At 60.6% G+C, this 24310-nt stretch carries 23 protein-coding genes; 19 read left to right on the top strand and 4 right to left on the bottom strand.

The window, feature by feature from the left end:
- Positions 1 to 237: 237 nt before the first annotated feature.
- On the top strand, positions 238 to 963 hold the full coding sequence (locus HU722_RS22545; protein WP_065873982.1) for a response regulator: 726 nt from the start codon (positions 238 to 240) through the stop codon (positions 961 to 963).
- On the top strand, positions 960 to 2570 hold the full coding sequence (locus HU722_RS22540) for an ATP-binding protein (RefSeq protein ID WP_065881337.1): 1611 nt from the start codon (positions 960 to 962) through the stop codon (positions 2568 to 2570). The genes HU722_RS22545 and HU722_RS22540 overlap by 4 nt, the downstream gene beginning before the upstream one ends.
- 114 nt (positions 2571 to 2684) lie before the next feature.
- On the opposite strand, the gene HU722_RS22535 is transcribed toward HU722_RS22540, so the two are convergent.
- Positions 2685 to 3401, bottom strand: coding sequence for a 4'-phosphopantetheinyl transferase family protein (locus HU722_RS22535; protein WP_065873980.1), 717 nt, complete (start codon positions 3399 to 3401; stop codon positions 2685 to 2687).
- Between the two features lie 136 nt (positions 3402 to 3537).
- Here HU722_RS22535 and HU722_RS22530 point away from each other — a divergent pair, with 136 nt between their 5' ends.
- From HU722_RS22530 to HU722_RS22520, 3 genes are read left to right on the top strand one after another with little or no spacing between them, the layout of a single operon-like run.
- The gene (locus tag HU722_RS22530) at positions 3538 to 3846 is read left to right on the top strand and encodes a hypothetical protein (RefSeq protein ID WP_065873979.1); all 309 of its coding nucleotides are present in this window, start codon (positions 3538 to 3540) and stop codon (positions 3844 to 3846) included.
- 18 nt (positions 3847 to 3864) lie between these two features.
- A complete protein-coding gene (locus tag HU722_RS22525; RefSeq protein WP_049711914.1) occupies positions 3865 to 4542 on the top strand; it encodes a response regulator in 678 nt (225 codons plus the stop codon).
- On the top strand, positions 4539 to 5885 hold the full coding sequence (locus HU722_RS22520) for an ATP-binding protein (RefSeq protein ID WP_065889858.1): 1347 nt from the start codon (positions 4539 to 4541) through the stop codon (positions 5883 to 5885). Before HU722_RS22525 ends, HU722_RS22520 begins: the two co-directional genes overlap by 4 nt.
- Positions 5886 to 6021: 136 nt before the next feature.
- Here HU722_RS22520 and HU722_RS22515 read toward each other — a convergent pair whose 3' ends face one another.
- Entirely contained in the window at positions 6022 to 7020 is a 999-nt protein-coding gene (locus HU722_RS22515; RefSeq protein ID WP_065889857.1) for an AraC family transcriptional regulator, read from the bottom strand.
- A gap of 339 nt (positions 7021 to 7359) precedes the next feature.
- Between HU722_RS22515 and HU722_RS22510 the strand changes: the two genes are divergently transcribed.
- The 3 genes from HU722_RS22510 to HU722_RS22500 all read left to right on the top strand — a co-directional run bounded on the left by HU722_RS22510 (position 7360) and on the right by HU722_RS22500 (position 10405).
- Positions 7360 to 8691 (top strand): dicarboxylate/amino acid:cation symporter, encoded by a 1332-nt coding sequence (locus HU722_RS22510; RefSeq protein ID WP_065873976.1) that lies wholly within the window; start codon positions 7360 to 7362, stop codon positions 8689 to 8691.
- A 140-nt stretch (positions 8692 to 8831) separates the two neighbouring features.
- The gene (locus HU722_RS22505) at positions 8832 to 9818 is read left to right on the top strand and encodes an XdhC family protein (protein ID WP_065889856.1); all 987 of its coding nucleotides are present in this window, start codon (positions 8832 to 8834) and stop codon (positions 9816 to 9818) included.
- Complete coding sequence (locus tag HU722_RS22500; protein ID WP_065889855.1) at positions 9815 to 10405, top strand: nucleotidyltransferase family protein; 591 nt, start codon at positions 9815 to 9817, stop codon at positions 10403 to 10405. Before HU722_RS22505 ends, HU722_RS22500 begins: the two co-directional genes overlap by 4 nt.
- 368 nt (positions 10406 to 10773) lie before the next feature.
- Here the strand turns inward: HU722_RS22500 and rne are convergent, their stop codons facing one another.
- Positions 10774 to 13926: a ribonuclease E gene (rne, locus tag HU722_RS22495; protein ID WP_175403032.1), complete on the bottom strand. Its 3153-nt coding sequence runs from the start codon at positions 13924 to 13926 to the stop codon at positions 10774 to 10776.
- A gap of 757 nt (positions 13927 to 14683) precedes the next feature.
- On the opposite strand from rne, the gene rluC reads away from it, so the two are divergent.
- The 3 genes from rluC to HU722_RS22480 are packed head-to-tail and all read left to right on the top strand — an operon-like array spanning position 14684 to position 17297.
- Positions 14684 to 15643, top strand: coding sequence for a 23S rRNA pseudouridine(955/2504/2580) synthase RluC (gene rluC / locus HU722_RS22490; protein WP_065890058.1), 960 nt, complete (start codon positions 14684 to 14686; stop codon positions 15641 to 15643).
- Positions 15630 to 16292, top strand: coding sequence for an HAD-IA family hydrolase (locus HU722_RS22485; RefSeq protein WP_065889850.1), 663 nt, complete (start codon positions 15630 to 15632; stop codon positions 16290 to 16292). Before rluC ends, HU722_RS22485 begins: the two co-directional genes overlap by 14 nt.
- Positions 16293 to 16313: 21 nt before the next feature.
- Positions 16314 to 17297 (top strand): S49 family peptidase, encoded by a 984-nt coding sequence (locus tag HU722_RS22480; RefSeq protein WP_065873971.1) that lies wholly within the window; start codon positions 16314 to 16316, stop codon positions 17295 to 17297.
- Between the two features lie 130 nt (positions 17298 to 17427).
- Here HU722_RS22480 and HU722_RS22475 read toward each other — a convergent pair whose 3' ends face one another.
- Positions 17428 to 18006: a Maf family protein gene (locus HU722_RS22475; protein ID WP_065873970.1), complete on the bottom strand. Its 579-nt coding sequence runs from the start codon at positions 18004 to 18006 to the stop codon at positions 17428 to 17430.
- Between the two features lie 105 nt (positions 18007 to 18111).
- Between HU722_RS22475 and HU722_RS22470 the strand changes: the two genes are divergently transcribed.
- From HU722_RS22470 to pabC, 8 genes are all read left to right on the top strand, one after another.
- A complete protein-coding gene (locus HU722_RS22470) occupies positions 18112 to 18642 on the top strand; it encodes a YceD family protein (RefSeq protein WP_049711923.1) in 531 nt (176 codons plus the stop codon).
- A gap of 13 nt (positions 18643 to 18655) precedes the next feature.
- Entirely contained in the window at positions 18656 to 18838 is a 183-nt protein-coding gene (gene rpmF / locus HU722_RS22465; RefSeq protein WP_008152339.1) for a 50S ribosomal protein L32, read from the top strand.
- A gap of 4 nt (positions 18839 to 18842) precedes the next feature.
- Positions 18843 to 19853: a phosphate acyltransferase PlsX gene (gene plsX, locus HU722_RS22460; RefSeq protein ID WP_083207179.1), complete on the top strand. Its 1011-nt coding sequence runs from the start codon at positions 18843 to 18845 to the stop codon at positions 19851 to 19853.
- A gap of 126 nt (positions 19854 to 19979) precedes the next feature.
- Complete coding sequence (fabD, locus tag HU722_RS22455) at positions 19980 to 20918, top strand: ACP S-malonyltransferase (protein WP_065873968.1); 939 nt, start codon at positions 19980 to 19982, stop codon at positions 20916 to 20918.
- 31 nt (positions 20919 to 20949) lie between these two features.
- The gene (gene fabG / locus HU722_RS22450) at positions 20950 to 21693 is read left to right on the top strand and encodes a 3-oxoacyl-ACP reductase FabG (protein WP_065889847.1); all 744 of its coding nucleotides are present in this window, start codon (positions 20950 to 20952) and stop codon (positions 21691 to 21693) included.
- Between the two features lie 191 nt (positions 21694 to 21884).
- Positions 21885 to 22121: an acyl carrier protein gene (acpP, locus tag HU722_RS22445; protein ID WP_003175607.1), complete on the top strand. Its 237-nt coding sequence runs from the start codon at positions 21885 to 21887 to the stop codon at positions 22119 to 22121.
- Between the two features lie 128 nt (positions 22122 to 22249).
- A complete protein-coding gene (gene fabF / locus HU722_RS22440) occupies positions 22250 to 23494 on the top strand; it encodes a beta-ketoacyl-ACP synthase II (protein ID WP_034108354.1) in 1245 nt (414 codons plus the stop codon).
- On the top strand, positions 23494 to 24309 hold the full coding sequence (gene pabC / locus HU722_RS22435) for an aminodeoxychorismate lyase (protein WP_065889845.1): 816 nt from the start codon (positions 23494 to 23496) through the stop codon (positions 24307 to 24309). Before fabF ends, pabC begins: the two co-directional genes overlap by 1 nt.
- Position 24310: the final 1 nt, after the last annotated feature.

Below are 24310 nucleotides of genomic sequence, written 5' to 3'. Positions count from 1 at the left end.
CGTGTAGGCCGCATTGCTGCTGGATTCGGCCGTTTGTCACCGGATATTCCAAGATAAAAACAACGGGTTGGATTTTTGAGGGCGCGAACCCTATCACAAAAAAACGCGATCACCGAATGGATTTCCCGGCTTGTGTTTGGGGGTTGGGGCATGGCTACAATCGGCCATTGTTATGCCCTCAAAACATGACAAACAGGGTATGGCCAACGCAGTTTCTAATAACAACGAGGACCACCCGTGGAGCAAGAAGCCTGGCAAATACTGATCGTCGAGGACGACCAGCGACTGGCCGAACTGACCCGTGAGTATCTGGAGAGCAATGGCCTGCGGGTGTCAGTGGAAGGCGATGGCGCCCAGGCGGCCGCGCGTATCATCGCCGAGCAACCGGACCTGGTGATCCTGGACCTGATGCTGCCCGGCGAGGACGGCCTGAGCATTTGCCGCAAGGTGCGCGAGCGCTATGACGGCGTGATCCTGATGCTCACCGCGCGCACCGACGACATGGACCAGGTGATGGGCCTGGACATGGGCGCCGATGACTACGTGTGCAAACCCGTGCGCCCGCGTCTGTTGCTGGCGCGCATCCAGGCCCTGCTGCGGCGCAGCGAACCGGCGGAACCGCCTGCGGTAGAGAATCAGCGCCGCCTGCAATTTGGCCCTTTGGTGGTGGACAATGCCCTGCGCGAGGCTTGGTTGAATAATGACGGTATTGAGCTGACCAGTGCTGAATTCGACCTGCTCTGGCTGCTGGTGGCGAATGCCGGTCGCATCCTGTCCCGCGAAGAAATCTTCATCGCCTTGCGCGGCATCGGCTACGACGGCCAGGACCGTTCGATTGATGTGCGCATCTCGCGCATCCGCCCGAAAATCGGCGACGACCCGATCCACCCACGCCTGATCAAGACCGTCCGCAGCAAAGGCTATTTGTTCGTCCCCGAAGCCGCCGCCGACATGCCGCTGTGAATTCGATCTTCCTGCGTATCTACGGCGGCATGTGCGCAGCGCTGATTCTGGTGGCGCTGCTCGGCGTACTGGCCCTGCACCTGCTCAACGAGGTGCGCAGCGGCCAGTACCGCGAGCGCCTGGCCCATGGCACCTTTGCCTTGATGGGCGACAACCTGCAGCCCATGAGTCCCATCGAGCGCCAACGCGCCCTGGCGGTGTGGGAGCGTTTGCTGGGTATCCCGCTGGAGTTGCGCCCCCTGGCCGATGTGCACTTGGACTTGAGCCAGCGCAACAGCCTGCAACGTGGCCAAGTGCTGGTGCAACAGACGGGTCCTCACGCCGCGCGGGTGCTGCGATTGGTCAGTGCCCAGGAACCACTCGTGCTGGAGGGGGAGGTGCAGCAGATCAGCGAGCAACTGGCGCGCGCGACGATCTACCTGCTCGCCGACGAACTGGTGCGCTTCCCGGTGGCCGAACAGCCGCAGCGCCTGGCAGACATAAAAGAAGCCAAGGGTTTTGGCTTCGACATGCACCTGATGACCCTCGACCAGGCTGATATGGACGAGGACCAGCGCCGTCGCGTATCGGAAGGCGATACGGTGATGGCCCTGGGCAAGGGCGGCGATTCGATCCGCGTGTTTGCCGGCATGGTCGGCACGCCGTGGGTGCTGGAACTCGGTCCCCTGTATCAGATGAACCCTTATCCGGCGCAGTGGCTCATCCTGATCGCCTTGATCGGCCTGACCCTGATCGGTCTGATCGTCTATCTATTGGTGCGTCAGCTTGAACGCCGCTTGCGCGGCCTGGAAGCCGCCGCCACACGCATTGCCAAGGGCAACCTGGAAGTCCGCGTGCCGGCCCGTGGCGCTGACTCGGTGGGGCGCCTCGCTGCAGCGTTCAACGGCATGGCCGAGCACTTGCAGCAGTTGCTGGCGATCCAGCGTGAACTGGTGCGCGCGGTGTCCCACGAACTGCGCACGCCGGTGGCGCGTCTGCGTTTCGGCCTGGAGATGGTCGGCGATGCCACCACCCCCGAGGCACGGCGCAAATACCTCGAAGGCATGGACAGCGACATTCAGGACCTTGATGGCCTGGTCGATGAAATGCTCACTTATGCGCGCCTGGAACAGGGCTCGCCGGAGCTGAATTTCCAGCGAGTCGACCTGAATGCGCTGCTTGATCAGGTGATCGGCGAATTATCGCCACTGCGCCCGCAGATCAACGTGGCACGGGGTATCTGCCTGTCTTCGACGCATTGGGATGACGCCTGGGTCGACGCCGAGCCGCGTTATTTGCACCGTGCCCTGCAGAACCTGGTGAGCAATGCCATGCGCCACGCCCAAGGCCACGTGTTGATCAGTTATCAGGTGGGCCAGGTGCGCTGCCGTATCGACGTGGAAGACGACGGCCCCGGCGTGCCGGAAAGCGCTTGGGAGCGCATCTTCACGCCGTTCCTGCGCCTGGACGACAGCCGCACCCGCGCCTCGGGTGGGCATGGCCTGGGCTTATCGATTGTGCGTCGGATTATCTACTGGCACGGCGGCCGGGCGTTGATCAGCAAGAGCAACAATTTGGGTGGGGCGTGCTTCAGCTTGAGTTGGCCCAGGGATCAGGACAAACCCTGATACCGCTATCGCAGCGGTGCGGCGACCCGACAAGCCAGCTCCCACATTCGATCGAGTTCCAGCTTTGGAATGCACTCCAAATGTGGGAGCTGGCTTGCCTGCGATAGCGATCTATCAAGCGCGGATGGCTACCAGACTCAACAGTTGTCCATCACTCACCGCAAACTGCCCCACCAGCTCCTTGCCATGGCACCACTCACTGGAAAGATCCGTCAGCAACCGTAGCCGCAGCTGGCCCGACTCGGACCACTCCAGCAACTCCGCATGCTCAAAATAAAAACGTTTCTGCACAATCGGATAGAGCGCCTTGAACAGGCTTTCCTTGGCCGAAAACGTCAGCGTCACCAGCAAAGCGATCTGCTCTCGCGGGAGGGCGGCCATACGCCGCATTTCATCGGCAGTCAGGATTTCCCCGGCCAGCCGTTCAGCCCGCTCCAGCGTCAGCACATTCTCCAGGTCCATCCCAAGCCCACGCCATTGCGCCGTGTGCGCGACAATCGCAGCGGCGTGCCCGGTGCTGTGGGTGATGGAGCCACTGATGTGCGCGGGCCACACCGGTGCACGGTCTTCACCGATGGCTGGCACGCAATCGAGGTGATCGAGCTGTTGCAGTGCAGCGCGGGCGCACAGCCGGCCGGCCAGGAACTCGGCCTGACGCTTGGCCACTGAACGCTGGATGCTCGCGGGGGGCGGCACGGCACTGCGCTGGAAGTCGCCTGGCGCTAATAAGGCAGGGTCAAACCGGGTGCTGAGAAACACCGTGCCCGGCAAGGGATCGGGCAGCGGCCAATGGGCGTCGAGTGGAGTGCAGCAAGCGGGTAGGGAATTCATGGGCGGTATTTTGCCGAGTTGATGGGCAACAGGATAGTCCGCTGCGGTTCAGGTGCGGTTCAGAGCCTGTTCAGGGGGAGTTCAGGGGCGCCTGCGTAGTCTGGCCTAACAGCCAAAATGCGTGGAGGTAAGCACCATGAGTGCGATCAAAAAGCTGATGTTGGCGTTAACCATGCTCAGTGCCACCGCTGGGGTCCAGGCCGCTGATGGTGCTTTTGCCGCATTCGGCAAAGAAAAGACCCGAAAAACCAGCACCTTGATTCAGCGTGTCAGCCTCGAAGACGCTGGCAGCCAACCTACGCCCTGGGGCCAATCCCTTGGCCTTGTCACCCCGCAGCCGGCGTACCGCGCTGGCTATGAACACCTGACCGGTCAGTTCAATGGTATTAAACTGCGCCCGCAAGACCTGCAGGGCCGCTATGATATCCCTCTGTCGGACAGTTGATTTGCTTTGGAGAGCCTTATGAAATTGCTGGTGGTGGAAGATGAGGCGCTGCTGCGCCATCACCTGTTTACCCGCCTGACCGACAGCGGCCACGTGGTCGAGGCCGTGGCCAATGCCGAAGAGGCCCTCTACCAGACGGGCCAATTCAACCATGACCTGGCCATCATCGACCTGGGTCTGCCCGGCCTGGGCGGCCTGGACCTGATCCGCCAACTGCGTACCCAGGCCAAGACCTTCCCGATCCTGATCCTCACGGCTCGCGGCAACTGGCAGGACAAGGTCGAAGGGTTGGCTGCCGGCGCCGACGACTACTTGGTCAAGCCGTTCCAGTTTGAAGAGCTGGAAGCGCGGATGAACGCGTTGCTGCGTCGCTCCAGTGGTTTCACCCAGTCGACCATCGTGGCCGGGCCGTTGCTGCTGGACCTTAACCGCAAGCAAGCGTCCCTCGACGAACAGCCCCTGGCACTGACCGCCTACGAATACCGGATTCTCGAATACCTGATGCGCCACCACCAGCAAGTGGTCGCCAAGGACCGTTTGATGGAGCAGCTTTACCCCGATGACGACGAGCGTGATCCCAATGTCATCGAAGTGCTGGTCGGTCGCCTACGCCGTAAGCTGGAAGGCCCGGCCGGGTTCAAGCCGATCGACACCGTGCGTGGCCTGGGCTACCTCTTCAATGAGCGCTGCCGTTGATTCGCTCGTTACGCGTGCGCTTGATGCTGGCGGCCGCCACTCTGGCCGTGCTGTTTATGCTGGGTTTGTTGCCGGCCATGCAGGGGGCGTTCAGCCTGGCGTTGCAGGACTCCATCGAGCAGCGCTTGGCGTCGGACGTCACCACCCTGATTTCCGCCGCGCGGGTCGACAATAACCGCCTGCAGATGCCGGCGCAGTTGCCGGACGAACGTTTCAACCTCACCGACAGCCGCCTGCTCGGCTATATCTACGACCGCGAGGGCCACCTGGTGTGGCGTTCGCGGGCGACCAAGGAAGAGAACATCAACTACAAACCGCGCTACGACGGGCGCGGTAATGAATTTGCGCGAATTCGTGAGGCCAATGGTCAGGAATTCTTTGTGTATGACGTCGAGGTCAGGCTGCTGGGCGGCAAGAGCGCGGCGTTTAGTATCGTCGCCCTGCAACCGGTGCGTGAATACCAACTGACCCTCGAAGGCCTGCGCGAAAACCTCTACCTGGGCTTTGGTGCGGCGTTGCTGGTGTTGCTGACCTTGCTCTGGCTGGGCCTGACCTGGGGCTTGCAAGCCTTGCGGCGGCTTAGCCAGGAACTCGACCAGATCGAAGGCGGCACCCGAGAAAGCCTTAGTGAACAACACCCCCGCGAATTGCTGCGCCTCACCGGCTCCCTCAACCGTTTGCTGCACAGCGAACGTGAGCAACGTGCGCGCTACCGCGACTCCCTTGACGATTTGGCCCACAGCCTGAAAACCCCGCTGGCGGTGTTGCAGGGCGTGAGCGAAGACATGGCCCAGCGCCCGGAAGATCGCGACCAGGCCTGGGTTTTGCAGTCACAGATTGAGCGCATGAGCCAGCAGATCAGTTACCAGTTGCAACGCGCCAGCCTGCGCAAAAGCGGCCTGGTGCGCCACCAGGTACGCCTGGCGCCGGTGCTGCAAAGCCTGTGCGACACACTGGACAAGGTCTACCGCGACAAACGCGTCACCGTCTCCTTTGAACTGCCGGATGAATGCGACGTGCCCATGGAAAAGGGCGCCTTACTGGAATTGCTCGGCAACCTGCTGGAAAACGCTTACCGCCTGTGTTTGAGCGAAGTGCGCATCAGCCTGGTGGAAAGCCTGGAGGGCAGTGAGCTGTGCATTGAGGATGACGGGCCGGGTGTGCCGGCGGACCAGCGTGCGCGGATTTTGCAACGGGGTGAACGGCTGGATCGCCAGCATCCCGGGCAGGGGATTGGGTTGGCGGTGGTCAAGGATATTATTGAAAGCTACGGCGCACGCTTGACCCTGGGGGATTCACCGTTGGGTGGCGCGGCATTCAAGATTCATTTTCCGGCCTTGTGATCTCTATTGACTCCACTGGCCTCATCGCAGGCAAGCCAGTTCCCACAGTGGATTGGGTTCACAAATCACTGTGTTAACCCAATCCACTGTGGGAGCCGGGCTTGCCCGCGATGAGGCCCGCACAAGCAACACAGCTCTAACTCTCTTGCGCGCGATACGCCCCTGGCGTCAGCCCCGTCCACTTCTTGAACGCCCGATGAAACGCCGACGGCTCGGAAAACCCCAACTGCTCGGCAATCTCCTGCAATGACAAATCCGCTCGGCCCAAATGATAAATGGCGATGTCCCGCCGCAGCTCATCCTTGAGAGCCTGAAAACTGGTGCCTTCTTCGCGTAAATGCCTGCGCAGGGTCTGCGGGCTGATGTGCAGGTGCTGGGCGACGGCTTCCAAGTCCGGCCAGGGCGTGCGGTCGCGGCTGAGCAAGCGGCGTAGCTGACTGCTCAAGCTATCGCCTTCATCTGGCCGAGAGAGCAAGTCGGCGGGTGAGCGCTCCAAAAAGTGCTTGAGTGTGCGTTCATCCTGCAGCAGCGGCAGGTTCAGGTAGCGCGCGGGAAACACGAGGCTACTGTTCGGCGCACCGAATACCTGGGCACAGGGAAACAGCAGGTCATATTCGCCGGCGTGAGCCGGCATCGGATAACTGAAGGTGGCCTGGTGCAGCCGAATCCGTTGGCCGATCAGCCAGCTGCCCAGGCGATGCCAGATCACCAGCAGGCATTCGCTGAGGAAGTGATCCGGGTCCCACAACTGCGAGTCGTCCAGACTCAAGCGGGCCATTTCGCCTTCACGTGTCAGCTGCCAGCGCGGGCCTTGTGGGAATAGGCTATAAAATAATAAGCCGCGTTCCAGGGCTTTCTCCAAGGTGCGGCAGTGGATCAGCGCGTGGCACATCATCGCGAAGGTGCCGCGTTTGCTTGGGCCGTCGGCGAACCCAAGATATTCATCGTCAAGCGCCAGCCAGAGCATTTGCAGCAACCGGGCGAATTGCTCCGGCGCGATGCGGGCACGGGGTTCGGTGAGCAGCTCCGGCGTGATGCCCACTTGGTCCAGCAGCCCCGAATAGTCGTAACCGGCCCGACGCGCCCCGCCGAGAGCAGCCCGGGCGAAATGACTGGCGATGGTACGTTCACGCATGCGAAGGCCTCGTCCATGGAGTCGCGGATGGTAGCCAGCGCTGGAGAGGGTCACAAGGCGGATATCCGCCAAATTGTAGGACGGGATTGGGTGAGGGGGCGGAAATCCGCCACTTGCTTATGCGCTTGGGAGGATGCCAGGAAGTCCCAAGCCCTTATGCCTAAAGGCCTTTGCGGATTTTAAGAGAAGTGGCACGGCGTTTGCGATAAGGACTACAGCGCAGGCTTGTTTCTACAGGGCTCGCAAACAACAAATCCCTCCAGTGCAGGAGGGTTCGCAATTCAAGTGTCGTGGGCAATGGCGGATATTTGCCACACGGGACGATTGAGGAACTTTGCAATGACGACTCGTCAGCCAATCTACAAATCCCTGTACTTCCAGGTGATCGTTGCAATCGTTATCGGTATTTTGCTCGGTCACTTCTACCCGCAGACCGGCGTGGCCCTCAAGCCACTGGGTGACGGGTTCATCAAACTGATCAAAATGGTCATTGCCCCGATCATCTTCTGCACCGTTGTCAGCGGCATCGCTGGCATGCAAAGCATGAAATCGGTGGGCAAAACCGGCGGCTACGCGCTGCTGTACTTCGAAATCGTTTCTACCGTCGCGCTGCTGATCGGCCTGATCGTGGTCAACGTTGTGCAACCGGGCGCCGGCATGCACATCGACGTAGCGACCCTGGACGCTTCCAAAGTCGCGGCCTACGTCACTGCCGGTAAAGACCAGAGCATCGTTGGCTTTATCCTCAACGTCATCCCGAACACCATCGTCGGCGCCTTCGCCAACGGCGACATCCTGCAAGTGCTGATGTTCTCGGTGATCTTCGGTTTCGCCCTGCATCGCCTGGGTGCCTACGGCAAGCCAGTGCTGGACTTCATCGATCGCTTCGCCCACGTGATGTTCAACATCATCAACATGATCATGAAGCTCGCGCCAATCGGTGCCCTGGGCGCCATGGCGTTCACCATCGGTGCCTACGGCGTAGGTTCCCTGGTGCAACTGGGTCAGTTGATGATCTGCTTCTACATCACCTGCCTGCTGTTCGTGCTGGTGGTGCTGGGTGGCATCTGCCGCGCTCACGGCTTCAGCGTGATCAAACTGATCCGCTACATCCGTGAAGAGTTGCTGATCGTACTGGGTACTTCGTCTTCCGAATCCGCACTGCCACGCATGCTGATCAAGATGGAGCGTCTGGGCGCGAAGAAATCCGTAGTCGGCCTGGTGATCCCGACGGGCTACTCGTTCAACCTCGACGGTACGTCGATCTACCTGACCATGGCTGCCGTGTTCATCGCCCAGGCGACTGACACCCACATGGACATCACCCACCAGATCACCCTGTTGCTGGTGCTGCTGCTGTCTTCCAAAGGCGCTGCTGGCGTGACTGGTTCGGGCTTTATCGTCCTGGCTGCGACCCTGTCGGCTGTAGGCCACCTGCCTGTTGCAGGCCTGGCGCTGATCCTGGGTATCGACCGCTTCATGTCCGAAGCTCGCGCGCTGACCAACCTGGTGGGTAACGCTGTTGCAACCATCGTTGTGGCCAAGTGGGTCAAGGAACTGGACACCGACAAGCTGCAAAGCGAGCTGGCGTCCGGCGGTACCGGTATCTCGGAAACGCGCGAGCTGGATGACCTGGGCGTGGCCGAAGGCCCTGCACCTGTCGTCAAGTAAACTGCTGATGGCGTGAACTAACGCCGACCGCAACGCACAAACGCCCCGACTGGTTCGGGGCGTTTGCGTTTCTGGCGCGTCACTTTGGCGGCTTTTGTTTTACAGTAAGTGAATGGTTTTTTACGCTTGCAGGAGGTTTTGTGGACAGTGTGGATCTGAATGTCCTGCGCAGCGTGCTGGAATGGCGTCGCGCCGGGCAGCGAGTGGTGTTATACAGCGTGGTCCAGACCTGGGGCAGCGCGCCGCGCCCGCCGGGCGCCATGCTGGCGCTGCGCGGCGATGGCGTGGTGATCGGCTCGGTGTCTGGCGGCTGCATCGAGGATGACTTGATTGCACGCCTGAAGGATGGCCGACTGCCTGAAGACGGGCCGCCGGTGCAGTTGGTGACCTACGGCGTCACCCGCGACGAGGCGGCGCGTTTTGGCCTGCCATGTGGTGGCACCTTGCGCCTGACTGAAGAGCGCGTGGACGCGTGGGAATGGGTGTCGGAACTGCTGGCGCGTTGTGAAGATCATCAGATCGTCGCACGTGAGCTGGACTTGACCACCGGTAACGTCACCTTGAGCAGCGCGAGCAAGACCGATGGGGTGACCTTCGACGGCGAACGCCTGCGGGCTATCTATGGCCCGCGCTGGCGTTTGCTGTTGATCGGCGCCGGGCAGTTGTCGCGTTATGTAGCGGAAATGGCGCGGTTGCTGGATTTCGAAGTGCTGATCTGCGACCCGCGCGACGAGTTCGTCTACGGCTGGGAAGAACAGCACGGCCGCTTGGTACGGGGCATGCCCGATGAAGCGGTGCTGAATATCCAGACCGATGAGCGCACGGCCATCGTCTGCCTCACCCATGATCCGCGCCTGGATGATATGGCACTGCTTACGGCACTGAATTCCTCGGCGTTCTACATCGGCGCCCTGGGTTCGCGGGTCAACACTCAGAAACGCCGGGAAAACCTCGCGGCGCTGGGGTTGTCGGCGCAAGCGATTGCGCGCCTGCACGGGCCGATCGGGTTGCACATCGGCAGCCATACGCCGGCGGAAATCGCGCTGTCGTTAATGGCGGAAATTGTTGCGATCAAGAACGGTGTGGCGCCCATGCAGAAAAAGCCGCTGCCGATGGTAGCTGAGTGACGCTGACGGCGATTGTGCTCGCGGCGGGGCAGGGCAGTCGCTTTCGTGCCGAGGCGGGGGCTGACCAGGATAAGCTGTTGGCTGATTGCGTCGGCCTGGATGGCGTGACTCGGCCAGTGATCGAGCAGGTGCTGGTGAATTTACCGAAGCGCGTTGTAAAGCGCTGGCTGGTGACCTCGCCGGAGCGAACGCAGGTGATCCGTTTGGCTGAGGCGTATGGCTGCGACGTCCTGCTGCTACGCTCGGCGGGGATGGGCGACAGTCTTGCCGCGGCGGTGGTGGCCAGCGGTCCGGCGGACGGCTGGCTGGTGCTGCTGGGGGACATGCCGTTTATTCAGTCATCGAGCATTGAGCAAGTAATCGATGGGTTGGAGGAGGGTGGCATCAGCGTGCCGCTGCAGGATGGGCAGTATGGGCATCCTGTGGCGTTTGACCGGTCATCTGGGTCGGCGCTGATGGCGTTGACCGGTGACCGTGGGGCCAAACCGTTGTTTGCGCAGGCGGTGGTGAGGGAAGTGCAGCTGAATGACCCCGGCGTGTTATGGGATGTCGATTTGCCGCAGTCCCTGAATTTCACCCCGGTCTAAGTGTGGGAGCTGGCTTGCCTGCGATAGCGGTCTGTCAGCCAAAACACCTGTGACTGATACACCGCTATCGCAGCATAGGTATTTACACATCTTGAGAGAGCCCTCTGCGTAGCAGCTGTCGAGCCCCGGCGAGGCTGCGTCAGCGGTGTGTCAGACAGCCCGCAAACGCAGCCTCGCCGGGGCTCGACAGCTGCTACGCAATTTCACTTTGAAGATGTGTAGATGCTAATGGCTATCGCAGCGGTTCGACGATTCGACAAGCCAGCTCCCACCTTTGCTTGCATTTCAAATCGATGAATCAGTGTTTTCGTCGCCATAAAAAAGCCCCGCCTGATCACTCAGGCGGGGCTTTTTAGTCGCTGCTGGAATCAGACGAGGGGTTTAGGCTCGTGCTCTGCTTCCCGTGCAGCAGCGGCGGCTGCTTCAGCTTCCTTGCGACGACGACGCACTTCACGTGGGTCGTTCGGTGCACGGCCGTTTTCGGTCAGCGCGCTGGCCGGTGCGGCTTCAACCACTGGAGCGGCCACTTCGGCAACCACCGGCGCTTCAACGACTGGCGCAGGTTCAACGACCGGAGCGGGCTCAACCACTGGGGCAGGCTCGGCAACCACGACTTCAGCAACCGGTGCTGGCGCTTCTTCTACCACGGGGGCAGGGGCTGGCGCTTCAACCGGAGCGGCAGGCTCGGCAGTCCATTGGAAGGCGGTCTGTTCCTCACGAACTTCGCGTACTTCCGGCGCTGCTTCGACAACCGGTGCTTCAACAAACGCTTCGACCACTGGCTGAGGTTCAACCACAGGTGCGGGCTCAACAGCGGCCACTTCAACTTCTGGCTGAGCTTCAGGCGCCTGCGCCACTTCCACTTCCGGTACAACCGGCGCTTCGATTGGGGTGGTCGCTTCGACAACTGGTGCCTCTACGACTGGCGCTTCAGCAGCAGGCGCTTCAACAACCGGCGCTTCAACCACTGGGGTCTCGGCAACAGGTGCTTCCACAGCGGCGGTTTCTTCGATGGCGGCGGTGGCGCGTTCAGCCTGCTCGTGGGCCTGGGCTTCAGCAGGTGCGCTGATAACCGAGCTGGCAACGGCAGCCGTAACGGCCAGGCCGGCAGCCAGTTCTTCGCCAGTTGGCTCGCTGGTAGCGGCTTCTGCGTTTTCGCCGGCTTCTTCCGAGCCTTCGATCACGTTGCCGTTGGCGTCACGTTGACGCTCACGACGGTTGCTGCGACGACGCTGGCCGCGGGAGCGGCGGCGTGGACGATCGCCTTCGGCGCCTTCCTGACCGTCTTCCTGCAGTTGCTCTTCGCTGGTCAGCACTTCCTCTTCTTCGCTGGCGGCAGCCGCTTGCTCGGCGCGTGGTTGACGCTCTTCACGCGGAGCGCGCGGTTGGCGTTCTTCACGTGGCGCACGCTCTTCGCGCGGTTGGCGAGCCGGGCGTTCTTCTGCAACGACAGCGGCACCGGCAACGGCTGGCGCAGCGTCCAGTGGCTCGCGCAATTCACGCACACGCTCTTCACGCTCGCCACGAGGCTTGCGATCTTCACGCGGGGCACGTGGGGCACGTGGCGCGCGCTCTTCACGCGGTGCGCGTTCTACCACTGGGGTTTCTTCACGGGCTTCGCGAGGTGCGCGCTCTTCACGTGGGGCGCGTTCTTCACGCGGCGCACGTTCTTCGCGCGGCTTGCGCTCTTCGTCACGGCGACCGTTGCGGTTACGGCTTTGTTGGCGACCGTTGCGACGCTCTTCGTTGCGTGCAGGACGCTCGGAAGCCGGTTTTTCAACCACAACCGGAGCGGCTGGCTCTTCTTTGGTGGCGAACAGGCTGACCAGCGATTTCACCAGGCCTTTGAACAGGCTTGGCTCAGGCATAACGGCCGGAGCGGCAACAGGCGCTGCTGCTTCAACGGGTACCGGTGCGTTGGCACGGGCAGGGGCCGTCTTGACCGCAGCTTCCTGGCGAACCAGGGTACGGGTCGCAGCGGCTGGCTGGACTTCTTCCACTTCGGCAGCGGCAGCGGCGATTTCATAGCTGGACTGGCCGCTGTGGGCTTCCGGGCTGTCATCACGCAGGCGCTGCACTTCGAAGTGCGGCGTTTCGAGGTGATCGTTCGGCAGGATGACGATACGGGCACGGGTGCGCAGTTCGATCTTGGTGATCGAGTTGCGTTTTTCGTTGAGCAGGAAAGCTGCAACCGGAATCGGCACTTGTGCGCGGACTTCGGCGGTGCGGTCTTTCAGGGCTTCTTCTTCGATCAGGCGCAGGATCGCCAGGGACAGCGATTCAACGTCACGGATGATACCGGTGCCGTTGCAACGCGGGCAGACGATGCCGCTGCTTTCGCCCAGGGATGGACGCAGGCGCTGACGAGACATTTCCAGCAGGCCGAAGCGCGAGATGCGGCCGACTTGCACGCGGGCACGGTCAGCTTCCAGGCATTCGCGGACTTTCTCTTCCACGGCGCGCTGGTTCTTGGCTGGGGTCATGTCGATGAAGTCGATCACGATCAGGCCGCCGATATCACGCAGGCGCAGTTGGCGGGCGATTTCTTCTGCCGCTTCCAGGTTGGTCTGCAGCGCGGTTTCTTCGATGTCGCTGCCTTTGGTCGCACGCGCCGAGTTGATGTCGATGGACACCAGGGCTTCGGTCGGGTCGATCACAATGGAGCCGCCGGAAGGCAGTTCGACCACGCGCTGGAAGGCGGTCTCGATCTGGCTTTCGATCTGGAAACGGTTGAACAGCGGAACGCTGTCTTCGTAGAGCTTGATCTTGCTGGCGTACTGCGGCATCACCTGGCGGATGAAGGTCAGGGCTTCGTCCTGAGCTTCAACGCTGTCGATCAGCACTTCGCCGATGTCCTGGCGCAGGTAATCGCGGATGGCGCGGATGATCACGTTGCTTTCCTGATAGATCAGGAACGGCGCGGAACGATCCAGGGACGCTTCTTTGATGGCGGTCCACAATTGCAGCAGGTAGTCGAGGTCCCACTGCATTTCTTCGCTGCTGCGGCCCAGGCCGGCAGTGCGAACGATCAGGCCCATGTCGGCGGGTGCGATCAGGCCGTTCAGCGCTTCACGCAGTTCGTTGCGCTCTTCGCCTTCGATGCGACGGGAAATGCCGCCGGCACGTGGGTTGTTCGGCATCAGCACCAGGTAACGACCGGCCAGGCTGATGAAGGTGGTCAGGGCGGCGCCCTTGTTGCCACGTTCTTCTTTTTCGACCTGGACGATGACTTCCTGGCCTTCGCTCAGGACGTCCTTGATGTTCACGCGGCCTTCAGGGGCTTTCTTGAAGTATTCGCGGGAGATTTCTTTGAGGGGCAGGAAGCCGTGGCGCTCGGAGCCGAAATCGACAAAGGCAGCCTCAAGGCTTGGTTCGATGCGAGTAATTCGGCCTTTATAGATGTTGGCCTTCTTTTGCTCGCGTGCACCGGATTCGATGTCCAGGTCGTAGAGGCGTTGGCCATCTACCAGTGCAACACGCAACTCTTCGGGTTGAGTTGCGTTAATCAGCATTCTTTTCATGTTGTACCGTCGGTTTCCGGGCTGCCGGAAACGGCGTTCGGCACACACGACTTCTCACGGTCGGTGTCAGGTGCGTCAAGAGTGGTTGGCCACTCCAGTGTCCAGCAATAACAGGCCAATTGGGCCGTATCGCGACGGACGCGTCCTGCTTGTTAGCGGTGGTGACAAAGGCACCACTTCAACAAAAGCTAAGGTCAGGAGGAGGAATCAACCGACGACTGTGGACGAGATGAAGCGTCTAAATATAAGCCTAGTGCTACACGGTCCGACGGTTGTGCATCTCCACCCTACACGTATCCCTGATAATTCGGGTGCTGCCGCGCGCAGAATCCGCAGCGGGTTGGCATTTACCGTGTTCTCCAATGGGGAGCCCACGCTCATGGCTAAACAAGACTGAATGTGGGCGACTGCGCTCTCACTCAGCTCTTAACAGGCGTTGTTTCCGAAGCATTCGCCATGGTCTGGCTCAGAACTGACTGCACTTTGTGAACTGGCCGTAAATATCGGCGAAAAACGCGAGTATTCACTCTGCGCATCGCGCTCGCTTCAGGCCTCATGTCACCTGCGCTCGTTACAATCCTGAGCCTTCCAAGGTGGCGAACACCCCGTAGGACGGCCTCGCGTCCTGATGAATTGCGATGGTCAGGGCCGGCAGTTTGCCGCTAGTCCTCTGCCCAGGCCGCTTTTGGCGGCGTTCGCGACTATAGCAGCAATGATTAAGTGCTTCAATTCCATAAAAATTGTTATCATCGCCGCCATGACGAATACCGCCCCCCAGACCCCCAGCGTCCAGCTGCTTGAGGTCTCGCCGGAATATGCCGGCCAACGCATCGACAATTTTCTCCTGGCCAGGCTCAAAGGCGTGCCCAAGACCTTGATTTACCGCATCTTGCGTAAAGGTGAAGTGCGGGTGAACAAGGGTCGGATCAAGCCCGAGTACAAGTTGCAGGCGGGCGATATCGTCCGTGTGCCGCCGGTTCGCGTGCCCGAGCGTGATGAGCCCGTGCCATTGGCGCAGGGTCTGTTGCAGCGCCTCGAGGCGTCGATTGTCTTTGAAGACAACAAGCTGATCGTGATCAACAAGCCCTGCGGCATTGCGGTTCACGGCGGCAGCGGCCTGACGTTTGGCGTGATCGAAGCCTTTCGTCAGTTGCGTCCGGACGCCAAGGAGTTGGAGCTGGTCCATCGCCTGGACCGAGACACCTCCGGCCTGCTGATGATCGCCAAGAAACGCAGCATGTTGCGCCACCTGCACACCGCGCTGCGTGGCGATGGCGTGGACAAACGCTACATGGCGCTGGTGCGCGGCAACTGGGCCAGTTCCATCAAGAGCGTTCGTGCGCCGTTGCAGAAGAGCAACCTGCGTTCCGGCGAGCGCATGGTGGAAGTCGACGAGGAGGGCAAAGAAGCCCTGACGTTGTTCAAGGTACTGCGCCGTTTCGGCGACTTTGCCACTATGGTCGAGGCCAAACCGGTGACCGGTCGCACCCACCAGATTCGTGTGCACACGCTGCATGCTGGCCACTGCATTGCGGGTGACACCAAATACGGCGACGAGGACTTCTCCAAGGAAATCCGCGACCTGGGCGGCAAGCGCCTGTTCCTGCACGCCTACATGCTCACAGTGCCGCTGCCGGATGGTGGCGAGTTGAAGCTGCAAGCGCCGGTCGATGAGATGTGGGCCAAGACCGTGGAGCGTTTGAGTGTCGCACCGTGATTACAAACTGCTGATATTTGATTGGGACGGCACCCTGGCCAATTCCATTGGCCGGATCGTTGAATCGATGCACATGGCGTCAACGCGCTCGGGCTTCGAGCTGTGCAGCGACTTCGCGGTCAAGGGCATTATCGGCCTGGGTTTGCCTGAGGCGATCCGCACCTTGTACCCCCACATTAGCCAAGCCGAATTGGTCGCGTTTCGCGAGCACTACGCCGATCACTACACGGCGCTGGAGGCGGAGCCTTCGCCGCTGTTTGAGGGCGTGGCGCAGTCCCTGCAGGCCTTTCGCGCCGAGGGCTACCACTTGGCGGTCGCCACCGGCAAGTCTCGTCGCGGGCTGGATCGAGTGCTCAAGGCCCACGGTTGGGATGATTATTTCGATATCACCCGTGCTGCCGATGAAACCGCCAGCAAACCTCATCCTCTGATGCTGGAGCAGATCCTGGCGCATTGCGGCGTGTCGCCACGCCAGGCCTTGATGGTGGGGGATGCCTCTTTCGATCTGATGATGGCGCGCAATGCAGGCATGGACAGTGTGGCGGTCAGCTACGGCGCCCAGGCTGCCGAGGCTTTGCAGCAGTACGAGCCGCGACTGACGATTGATCATTTTTCCGAATTGCAGGCTTGGCTAAACCGGGCCCGATGAGTCTTTGCTGGGGTTAATGGCATGAGTGACGAATGGAAAGCGCCCGAAAAGGCTGAAAGCGGTGATGACAAGAGCTGGAAACTGCTGGAGAAAACCCTCCTGGCCAGCGTTCAGGAGCAGCGTCGTGCGCGGCGCTGGGGGATTTTCTTCAAGTTGCTGACCTTTGTCTGGCTTATTGCCATGCTGGCATTGTTCAGCCCGCTGATGGATATGGAAAAAAATGCGACCCGTGGCGCCCACTACACCGCACTGATCGAAGTGCGCGGGGTGATTGCCGATAAGGAGCCCGCCAGCGCTGACAATATCGTCAGCAGCCTGCGTGCCGCGTTTGAGGACCCCAAGGTCAAGGGCGTGATCCTGCGCATCAACAGCCCGGGCGGCAGTCCGGTGCAGTCGGGTTATGTGTATGACGAAATTCGCCGTCTGCGTGGCCTGCACCCGGATATCAAGCTGTACGCGGTGATTTCCGACCTGGGCGCTTCCGGTGCCTATTACATTGCCAGCGCCGCAGACCAGATCTACGCCGACAAGGCCAGCCTGGTGGGTTCCATCGGTGTGACGGCGGCCGGTTACGGCTTTGTTGGCACCATGGAGAAGCTGGGTGTGGAGCGCCGTACCTACACCTCGGGCGAGCACAAGTCGTTCCTCGACCCGTTCCAGCCACAAAAGGCTGATGAAACCGCATTCTGGCAGGGCGTGCTCGACACCACCCATCGCCAGTTTATCGCCAGCGTGAAGCAGGGGCGTGGCGACCGCCTGAAGGATAAGGACCATCCCGAGTTGTTCTCCGGATTGGTGTGGTCAGGCGAGCAGGCGTTGCCGTTGGGCTTGATCGACGGCCTGGGGAGTGCCAGTTTGGTTGCGCGGGATGTGATTGGCGAGAAGGAGCTTGTGGATTTTACGGTTGAAGAATCGCCGTTTGACCGGTTCTCCAAGAAACTGGGTGCCAGCGTCGCCGAGAAGCTGGCGCTGTATATGGGCTTCCAGGGCCCGACCCTGCGCTGATCTAACAGATGCATAGATTCAAATGTTGGAGCTGGCTTGCCCGCGATATCGGTTGGCCAGTCGACATTTATAATGGCTGGACCACCGCTATCGCAGGCAAGCCAGCTCCCACAGTAGTTTGGTGGTGGAATTAAGGGATTTGCACGCCTTCAGCCAATAGCATGTCCACCAGGCGGATCAGCGGTAGGCCAACCAGGCTGGTTGCGTCCGGCCCTTCAGTACTCTGAAACAGGCTCACGCCCAGCCCCTCAGCCTTGAAGCTGCCTGCGCAGTCATACGGCTGCTCAATCCGCAGATAGCGCTCAACACGCTCAACGTCCAGCTCACGCATGTGCACGGTAAAAGGTACGCAGTCGACTTGGCAGTGCCCTGTCTCGCTGTTCAGCAGCGCCAGGCCGGTGAGAAAGCTGACGCGCTTGCCGCTGGCGGCTAATAATTGCTCGCGCGCGTTTTCAAAGGTGTGAGGCTTGCCGATGATCCGGCCTTCCAGCGCGGCAACCTGATCAGAGCCGATAATCAAATGCCCTGGATGGCTGGCCGCTAGCGCGCGGGCCTTCTCTTCGGCCAGGCGCTTGACCAGCTCAATGGCGGACTCATTTGCGCGATGGCTTTCATCGATATCCGGCGAGCTGCAGATGAACGGCAAGTGCAGGCGGCTCAGCAATTCCCGGCGATAAACCGAGCTGGATGCGAGTAATAAAGGCAGCATGGGTGACTCCTCAAAGGCAGTGGCAGATTCTAGCGCGTGACCGGCTGACGCACAGGGCTGAATTTCCTTTGACATGGCCCGGTGCATCCCTATAATGCTGCGCCTATGTTGAATGACCCGATTCCACCTCACGTTGACCCGCGCAAACTGGCTGATCGTGGCACTTCCCTTCAAGGTGAGTTGCTGTTGGCCAATTTGGAGAGACTCTGCGACCCGCTTTCCGACACTGTCGGTACGGTGCAGGCTAAATTCGTTTTTGAACGAGATGAACGTAAATCTGTGGTAATTCACAGCGTTATCGACACCGAAGTCAAAATGGTTTGCCAGCGTTGTCTTGAGCTGGTCACCCTGCCGATCCACAGCGAATGCAGTTATGCTGTGGTGAAAGAGGGTGCGAATACCCAGTCGTTGCCGAAAGGTTATGACGTGCTGGAACTGGGCGAAGATCCATTGGATCTGCATGCACTGATCGAGGAGGAGCTTCTGCTCGCCTTGCCCATTGTGCCTGCTCATCATCCGGAAGAATGCCAGCAGCCGGCGGACCTCGGCGACGAGTCCGAACCGAGCGAGGACGAGGTAACGCGGTCCAACCCGTTCAGTGTATTGGCGCAGTTAAAGCGTGACCCAAACGTTTAGGAGTTAATCAATTATGGCTGTTCAGCAGAACAAAAAATCCCGCTCTGCCCGTGACATGCGTCGTTCGCACGATGCCCTGACGGCGAGCACTCTGTCTGTAGAAAAAACCACCGGTGAAATTCACCTGCGTCACCACGTATCGCCAGAAGGCGTATACCGTGGTCGTAAAGTGATCGACAAGGGCGCTGACGAGTAATCACTTGTCTGCTCTAGTCATCGCGATAGACGCAATGGGCGGGGACTTCGGTCCCCGCAGCATTGTTCAGGCCTGCATTGCCAGCCTGTCTGCCACACCCTCGCTGCACCTGACCCTCGTTGGTCAACCCTCCCTTCTTGAAGAACTGATTGTCAGCCATCCGGCGGTGGATCGCGCGCGCCTGACGATTACGCCGGCCAGCGAAACCATTGGTATGGATGAAAAACCGGCGGCAGCCCTGCGTGGCAAGCCCGATTCTTCGATGCGGGTGGCCCTGGAGCTGCTGCGTGATGGCAAGGTGCAAGCCTGTGTCAGTGCCGGCAACACGGGGGCCTTGATGGCGTTGTCGCGGCATGTGCTCAAGACATTGCCAGGCATTGATCGCCCCGCGATGGTGGCGGCGATTCCGACGCAGAAAGGTTACTGCCAGTTGCTGGACCTGGGTGCGAATGTCGATTGCAGTGCCGAGCACCTGTTGCAGTTTGCCGTGATGGGCTCGGTGGCCGCCGAAGCGCTGGGCGTGGCCCGGCCGCGGGTGGCGTTGCTGAATATCGGCACCGAAGACATCAAGGGCAACCAGCAGGTCAAGCTCGCCGCCACCTTGCTGCAAAGCGCGCGCGGCTTGAACTACATCGGATTCGTCGAGGGTGATGGTTTGTACCGTGGCGAGGCGGACGTGGTGGTGTGCGACGGGTTCGTCGGCAATATCCTGCTCAAGTCCAGCGAAGGCCTGGCGACCATGATCGCCACGCGTATCGAGGCGTTATTCAAGCAGAACCTGGCGTCGCGCCTGGTCGGCGCCCTGGCGCTGCCGTTGATGCGCCGCTTGCAGGCTGACCTGGCCCCGGCGCGGCATAACGGCGCAAGTTTTCTGGGGTTGCAGGGCATTGTGGTAAAAAGCCATGGCTCGGCTGGCGTCGAGGGCTTTCAAAGTGCTATTGCGCGGGCCGTGATCGAGATTCAGGAGAACCTGCCGCAACGCTTGCACGGCCGTCTTGAGGATCTGTTGCCTTAGGCGAATCGGCCCGGGAATGCTTAAATGTGACCGGCCAGTTCAATTGACCATCCAATCTGTCAGTTTCGTGCGCTCCCACCGTAGGCGTGCGCATTTTTGACGACCAGATCATTAGGGGCTTGTTACATGTCTACATCCCTCGCATTCGTCTTTCCAGGGCAGGGTTCGCAGTCCCTCGGCATGTTGGCCGAACTGGGCGCGCAATACCCGTTGATCCTGGACACCTTTAAGGAAGCTTCCGACGCCCTGGGTTACGACCTGTGGGCACTGACCCAGCAGGGGCCGGAAGAGCAACTCAATCAAACCGATAAAACCCAGCCGGCCATCCTGACCGCTTCGATCGCCCTGTGGCGCTTGTGGCTGGCGGAAGGCGGCGCGCGTCCAGCATTCGTCGCCGGTCACAGCCTTGGCGAATACAGCGCCTTGGTGGCGGCGGGCAGCTTGACCCTGGCTGAAGCGGTCAAGCTGGTCGAGCGTCGTGGGCAGCTGATGCAAGAAGCCGTTCCGGCAGGGCAGGGCGGCATGGCCGCTATCCTGGGCCTGGACGACGCCGTGGTGATCGAAGCCTGCGCCGAAGCGGCCCAGGGCGACGTGGTCAGCGCCGTTAACTTCAACTCCCCTGGCCAAGTGGTCATCGCGGGTGCCAAGGCTGCCGTTGAGCGCGCAATCGAAATCTGCAAGGCCCGTGGCGCCAAGCGTGCCTTGCCGTTGCCGGTCAGCGTACCGTCCCATTGCGAATTGATGCGCCCGGCGGCCGAGCGTTTTGCCGAGTCCATCGCTGCCATCAACTGGCAGGCACCGCAGATCCCGCTGGTACAGAACGTCAGCGCCGCCGTGGCGGCCGACCTCGACACCCTCAAGCGCGACCTGCTCGAGCAGCTCTACAAGCCCGTGCGCTGGGTTGAATCGGTCCAGACCCTGGCGGCCAATGGCGCCACCGAGCTGGTCGAGTGCGGCCCGGGCAAAGTCCTCGCCGGCCTGAACAAGCGCTGCGCCGACGGCGTCTCGACGGCCAACCTCAATACACCTGACGCCTTTGCTGCCGCTCGCGCAGCCCTGGTCTGACCCTCAATTTCCGAACTTAGGAGAAGCCTGCATGAGTCTGCAAGGTAAAGTTGCACTGGTTACCGGCGCAAGCCGTGGCATTGGCCAGGCTATCGCCCTGGAGCTGGGCCGTCAGGGCGCCATTGTGATCGGCACTGCCACGTCCGCCTCGGGCGCCGAGCGTATCGCCGCGACCCTGAAGGAAAACGGCGTGCAAGGCACCGGCCTTGAGCTGAACGTGACCAGCGATGAGTCCGTGGCTGCCGTACTGGCCGCGATCACCGCACAGTTTGGCGCGCCGGCAATTCTGGTGAACAACGCAGGCATCACCCGCGACAACCTGATGATGCGCATGAAAGACGACGAGTGGTACGACGTGGTCGATACCAACTTGAACAGTCTGTTTCGCCTGTCCAAGGGCGTTTTGCGTGGCATGACCAAGGCGCGTTGGGGCCGAATTATCAATATTGGCTCCGTAGTGGGTGCCATGGGCAACGCAGGCCAAGTAAACTACGCGTCCGCCAAGGCCGGTCTGGAAGGTTTCAGCCGTGCATTGGCACGTGAAGTCGGCTCGCGGTCGATTACGGTCAACTCGGTGGCTCCAGGGTTCATCGACACCGATATGACCCGCGAGTTGCCGGAAGCACAGCGTGAAGCCTTGCTGACGCAGATTCCGCTGGGCCGTCTGGGCCAGGCTCAAGAGATCGCGAATGTGGTCACTTTCCTGGCATCCGACGGTGCGGCATACGTGACTGGGGCTACAATCCCGGTGAACGGCGGGATGTACATGAGTTAAATTGTGACGGATCGCTTCAAAAAAATGTCATACGAGCTGTCTAAAATCCGTTATAAAGCTGCAACTTAATTTATAGGCGGGTGGCCGACCGGGTACTGGGTGAAGCTTTCAGTTGAAAAGCTGAAATGGCTTTCTATACACTTACCCACTGGCCAGCTGCCTGAATTTGTCCATTAGGAGTTAAACAAGGTATGAGCACCATCGAAGAGCGCGTCAAGAAAATCGTCGCCGAGCAACTGGGCGTTAAGGAAGAAGAAGTGGTCAACACTGCTTCCTTCGTAGAAGACCTGGGTGCCGATTCCCTTGACACCGTTGAGCTGGTGATGGCTCTGGAAGAGGAATTCGAGACCGAAATCCCGGACGAAGAAGCTGAAAAAATCACTACTGTTCAAGCTGCTATCGACTACGTTACTAGCCACCAGGCGTAATAGTTTGTAGTCGTCGCTTGCTTTCAGGGAAAAACCGCACTGCTGTAACGGCGTGCGGTTTTTTCTTTAGCCCTGACGAAATGTGAGCGCTGAAGCAAAAGTGTCGTCATTAGAAAAAGGAGAGTGCTGTGTCGCGTAGACGCGTCGTAGTCACCGGTATGGGTATGTTGTCGCCACTGGGCACGGATGTGCCGAGCAGTTGGCAGGGCATTCTGGCTGGCCACAGTGGTATTGGTCTGATCGAACACACGGACCTTTCTGCCTATTCCACCCGTTTTGGCGGCTCGGTCAAGGGCTTCAATGTCGAGGAATATCTCTCGGTCAAAGAATCTCGCAAACTCGACCTGTTCATTCAATACGGCCTGGCAGCCGGTTTTCAGGCAGTGCGGAACGCCGGCCTGGAAGTCACCGACGCCAACCGTGACCGCATCGGCGTGGCCATGGGTTCGGGTATTGGTGGTTTGACCAATATCGAAGAAACCAGCCGCACGTTGCACGATTCCGGGCCCCGTCGAATTTCACCGTTCTTCGTGCCGGGCTCGATCATCAACATGATTTCCGGTTTCCTGTCCATCCACTTGGGCGCACAGGGGCCTAACTACGCCATCGCTACGGCGTGCACCACCGGCACGCACTGCATCGGCATGGCGGCGCGCAACATCGCCTATGACGAAGCCGACGTGATGATCGCTGGCGGCGCCGAGATGGCGGCCTGTGGCCTTGGCATGGGCGGCTTCGGTGCGTCCCGTGCACTGTCGACCCGCAACGACGAGCCCACCCGCGCCAGTCGCCCGTGGGACAAAGGCCGTGATGGTTTCGTCCTGTCCGACGGCGCCGGTGCCCTGGTGCTGGAAGAGTTGGAACACGCCAAGGCGCGTGGCGCGACCATCTATGCCGAGCTGATCGGCTTTGGCATGAGCGGCGACGCTTACCACATGACCTCGCCACCCTCCGACGGTGCCGGCGCTGCGCGTTGCATCACAAACGCCCTTCGCGATGCGAAGGTCAACCCGGACCAGGTGCAGTACATCAATGCCCATGGCACGTCGACGCCGACTGGCGATTTGGCGGAAGCTGAAGCCATCAAGTCGGTGTTCGGCGAGCATGCCTACAAGCTGGCGGTCAGCTCCACCAAGTCCATGACCGGCCACTTGTTGGGCGCGGCGGGTGCGGTTGAAGCGATCTTCAGCGTGATGGCCATCAAGGATCAGGTCGCTCCCCCGACCATCAACCTTGATGAGCCGGACGAAGGCTGCGACCTGAACTTCGTGCCTCACGAAGCGCAGCCGATGCCGATCGACGTGGTGATCTCCAACTCGTTCGGTTTTGGTGGCACTAACGGGTCCCTGGTGTTCCGCCGGTTCGCCGAGTGATGCACAGCTGGGTCGACGGTCAGCCAGCGGATAACGTGCCCCTGAAAGATCGCGGCCTGGCGTATGGCGACGGGCTGTTCGAAACCATCGCCGTCAGGGCCGGGCAGCCGGTGCTGCTCGACCGTCACCTGCAACGCCTCGATGAGGGTTGCAGGCGCCTCGCTTTGGTTGCAGATCAGCCTTTGATCCGCAACGAAGTGCTGGCCTATGCCGCCGCCCTTGGCGACGGTGTCCTCAAGTTGATCCTTACCCGTGGCGACAGTCTGCGTGGCTATGGCATCAACCCTGGCGCGCCAGTGCGCCGTATCTTGCAGGGCAACCCGCCCGCTACTTATCCCCTCGCCCATGGAGCCGACGGCATCCGCCTGTTTCCGTGTGCCACCCGGTTGGCCGAGCAGCCACTGCTGGCCGGCCTCAAACACCTGAATCGCCTTGAGCAGGTGATCGCCCGTGCCGAATGGCAGGATGCCGAGCACGCTGAAGGTTTGATGCTGGACATGTCTGGGCGTGTCATCGAAGGCGTATTCAGCAACCTGTTCCTTGTGCGCAACGGCTTGTTACTAACCGCTGATCTGACGCGTTGCGGCGTTGCCGGCGTGATGCGCGCCGAGATTCTGGCCCAGGCTCAAGCGCTGGGCACCCCGGTGGCCGTGGCCGACATCAGCCTCGTGCAGTTGCAGCAGGCTGACGAAGTCTTTGTGTGCAACAGCGTTTATGGCATTTGGCCTGTGCGCGGGTACGCTGCGATGAGCTGGTCGGTTGGCCCGCTCACCCGTAAACTGCAGGGCATTGTTCGCGCGCTATTGGAAATTTGAG

The sequence above is a fragment of the Pseudomonas tritici genome (assembly GCF_014268275.3).
Taxonomy (GTDB): Bacteria; Pseudomonadota; Gammaproteobacteria; order Pseudomonadales; family Pseudomonadaceae; genus Aquipseudomonas; species Aquipseudomonas tritici.
This window is presented reverse-complemented; position numbering and strand designations above follow the sequence as displayed.

What these genes read in the sequence shown, in the direction of transcription:
- HU722_RS22535 (WP_065873980.1), bottom strand. Translation starts at nt 3,401, where the DNA reads ATGAATTCCCTACCCGCTTGCTGCACTCCACTCGACGCCCATTGGCCG.
- HU722_RS22530 (WP_065873979.1), top strand. Translation starts at nt 3,538, where the DNA reads ATGAGTGCGATCAAAAAGCTGATGTTGGCGTTAACCATGCTCAGTGCC.
- HU722_RS22525 (WP_049711914.1), top strand. Translation starts at nt 3,865, where the DNA reads ATGAAATTGCTGGTGGTGGAAGATGAGGCGCTGCTGCGCCATCACCTG.
- HU722_RS22515 (WP_065889857.1), bottom strand. Translation starts at nt 7,020, where the DNA reads ATGCGTGAACGTACCATCGCCAGTCATTTCGCCCGGGCTGCTCTCGGC.
- HU722_RS22510 (WP_065873976.1), top strand. Translation starts at nt 7,360, where the DNA reads ATGACGACTCGTCAGCCAATCTACAAATCCCTGTACTTCCAGGTGATC.
- rne (WP_175403032.1), bottom strand. Translation starts at nt 13,926, where the DNA reads ATGAAAAGAATGCTGATTAACGCAACTCAACCCGAAGAGTTGCGTGTT.
- rluC (WP_065890058.1), top strand. Translation starts at nt 14,684, where the DNA reads ATGACGAATACCGCCCCCCAGACCCCCAGCGTCCAGCTGCTTGAGGTC.
- HU722_RS22480 (WP_065873971.1), top strand. Translation starts at nt 16,314, where the DNA reads ATGAGTGACGAATGGAAAGCGCCCGAAAAGGCTGAAAGCGGTGATGAC.
- HU722_RS22475 (WP_065873970.1), bottom strand. Translation starts at nt 18,006, where the DNA reads ATGCTGCCTTTATTACTCGCATCCAGCTCGGTTTATCGCCGGGAATTG.
- HU722_RS22470 (WP_049711923.1), top strand. Translation starts at nt 18,112, where the DNA reads ATGTTGAATGACCCGATTCCACCTCACGTTGACCCGCGCAAACTGGCT.
- rpmF (WP_008152339.1), top strand. Translation starts at nt 18,656, where the DNA reads ATGGCTGTTCAGCAGAACAAAAAATCCCGCTCTGCCCGTGACATGCGT.
- fabD (WP_065873968.1), top strand. Translation starts at nt 19,980, where the DNA reads ATGTCTACATCCCTCGCATTCGTCTTTCCAGGGCAGGGTTCGCAGTCC.
- fabG (WP_065889847.1), top strand. Translation starts at nt 20,950, where the DNA reads ATGAGTCTGCAAGGTAAAGTTGCACTGGTTACCGGCGCAAGCCGTGGC.
- acpP (WP_003175607.1), top strand. Translation starts at nt 21,885, where the DNA reads ATGAGCACCATCGAAGAGCGCGTCAAGAAAATCGTCGCCGAGCAACTG.
- pabC (WP_065889845.1), top strand. Translation starts at nt 23,494, where the DNA reads ATGCACAGCTGGGTCGACGGTCAGCCAGCGGATAACGTGCCCCTGAAA.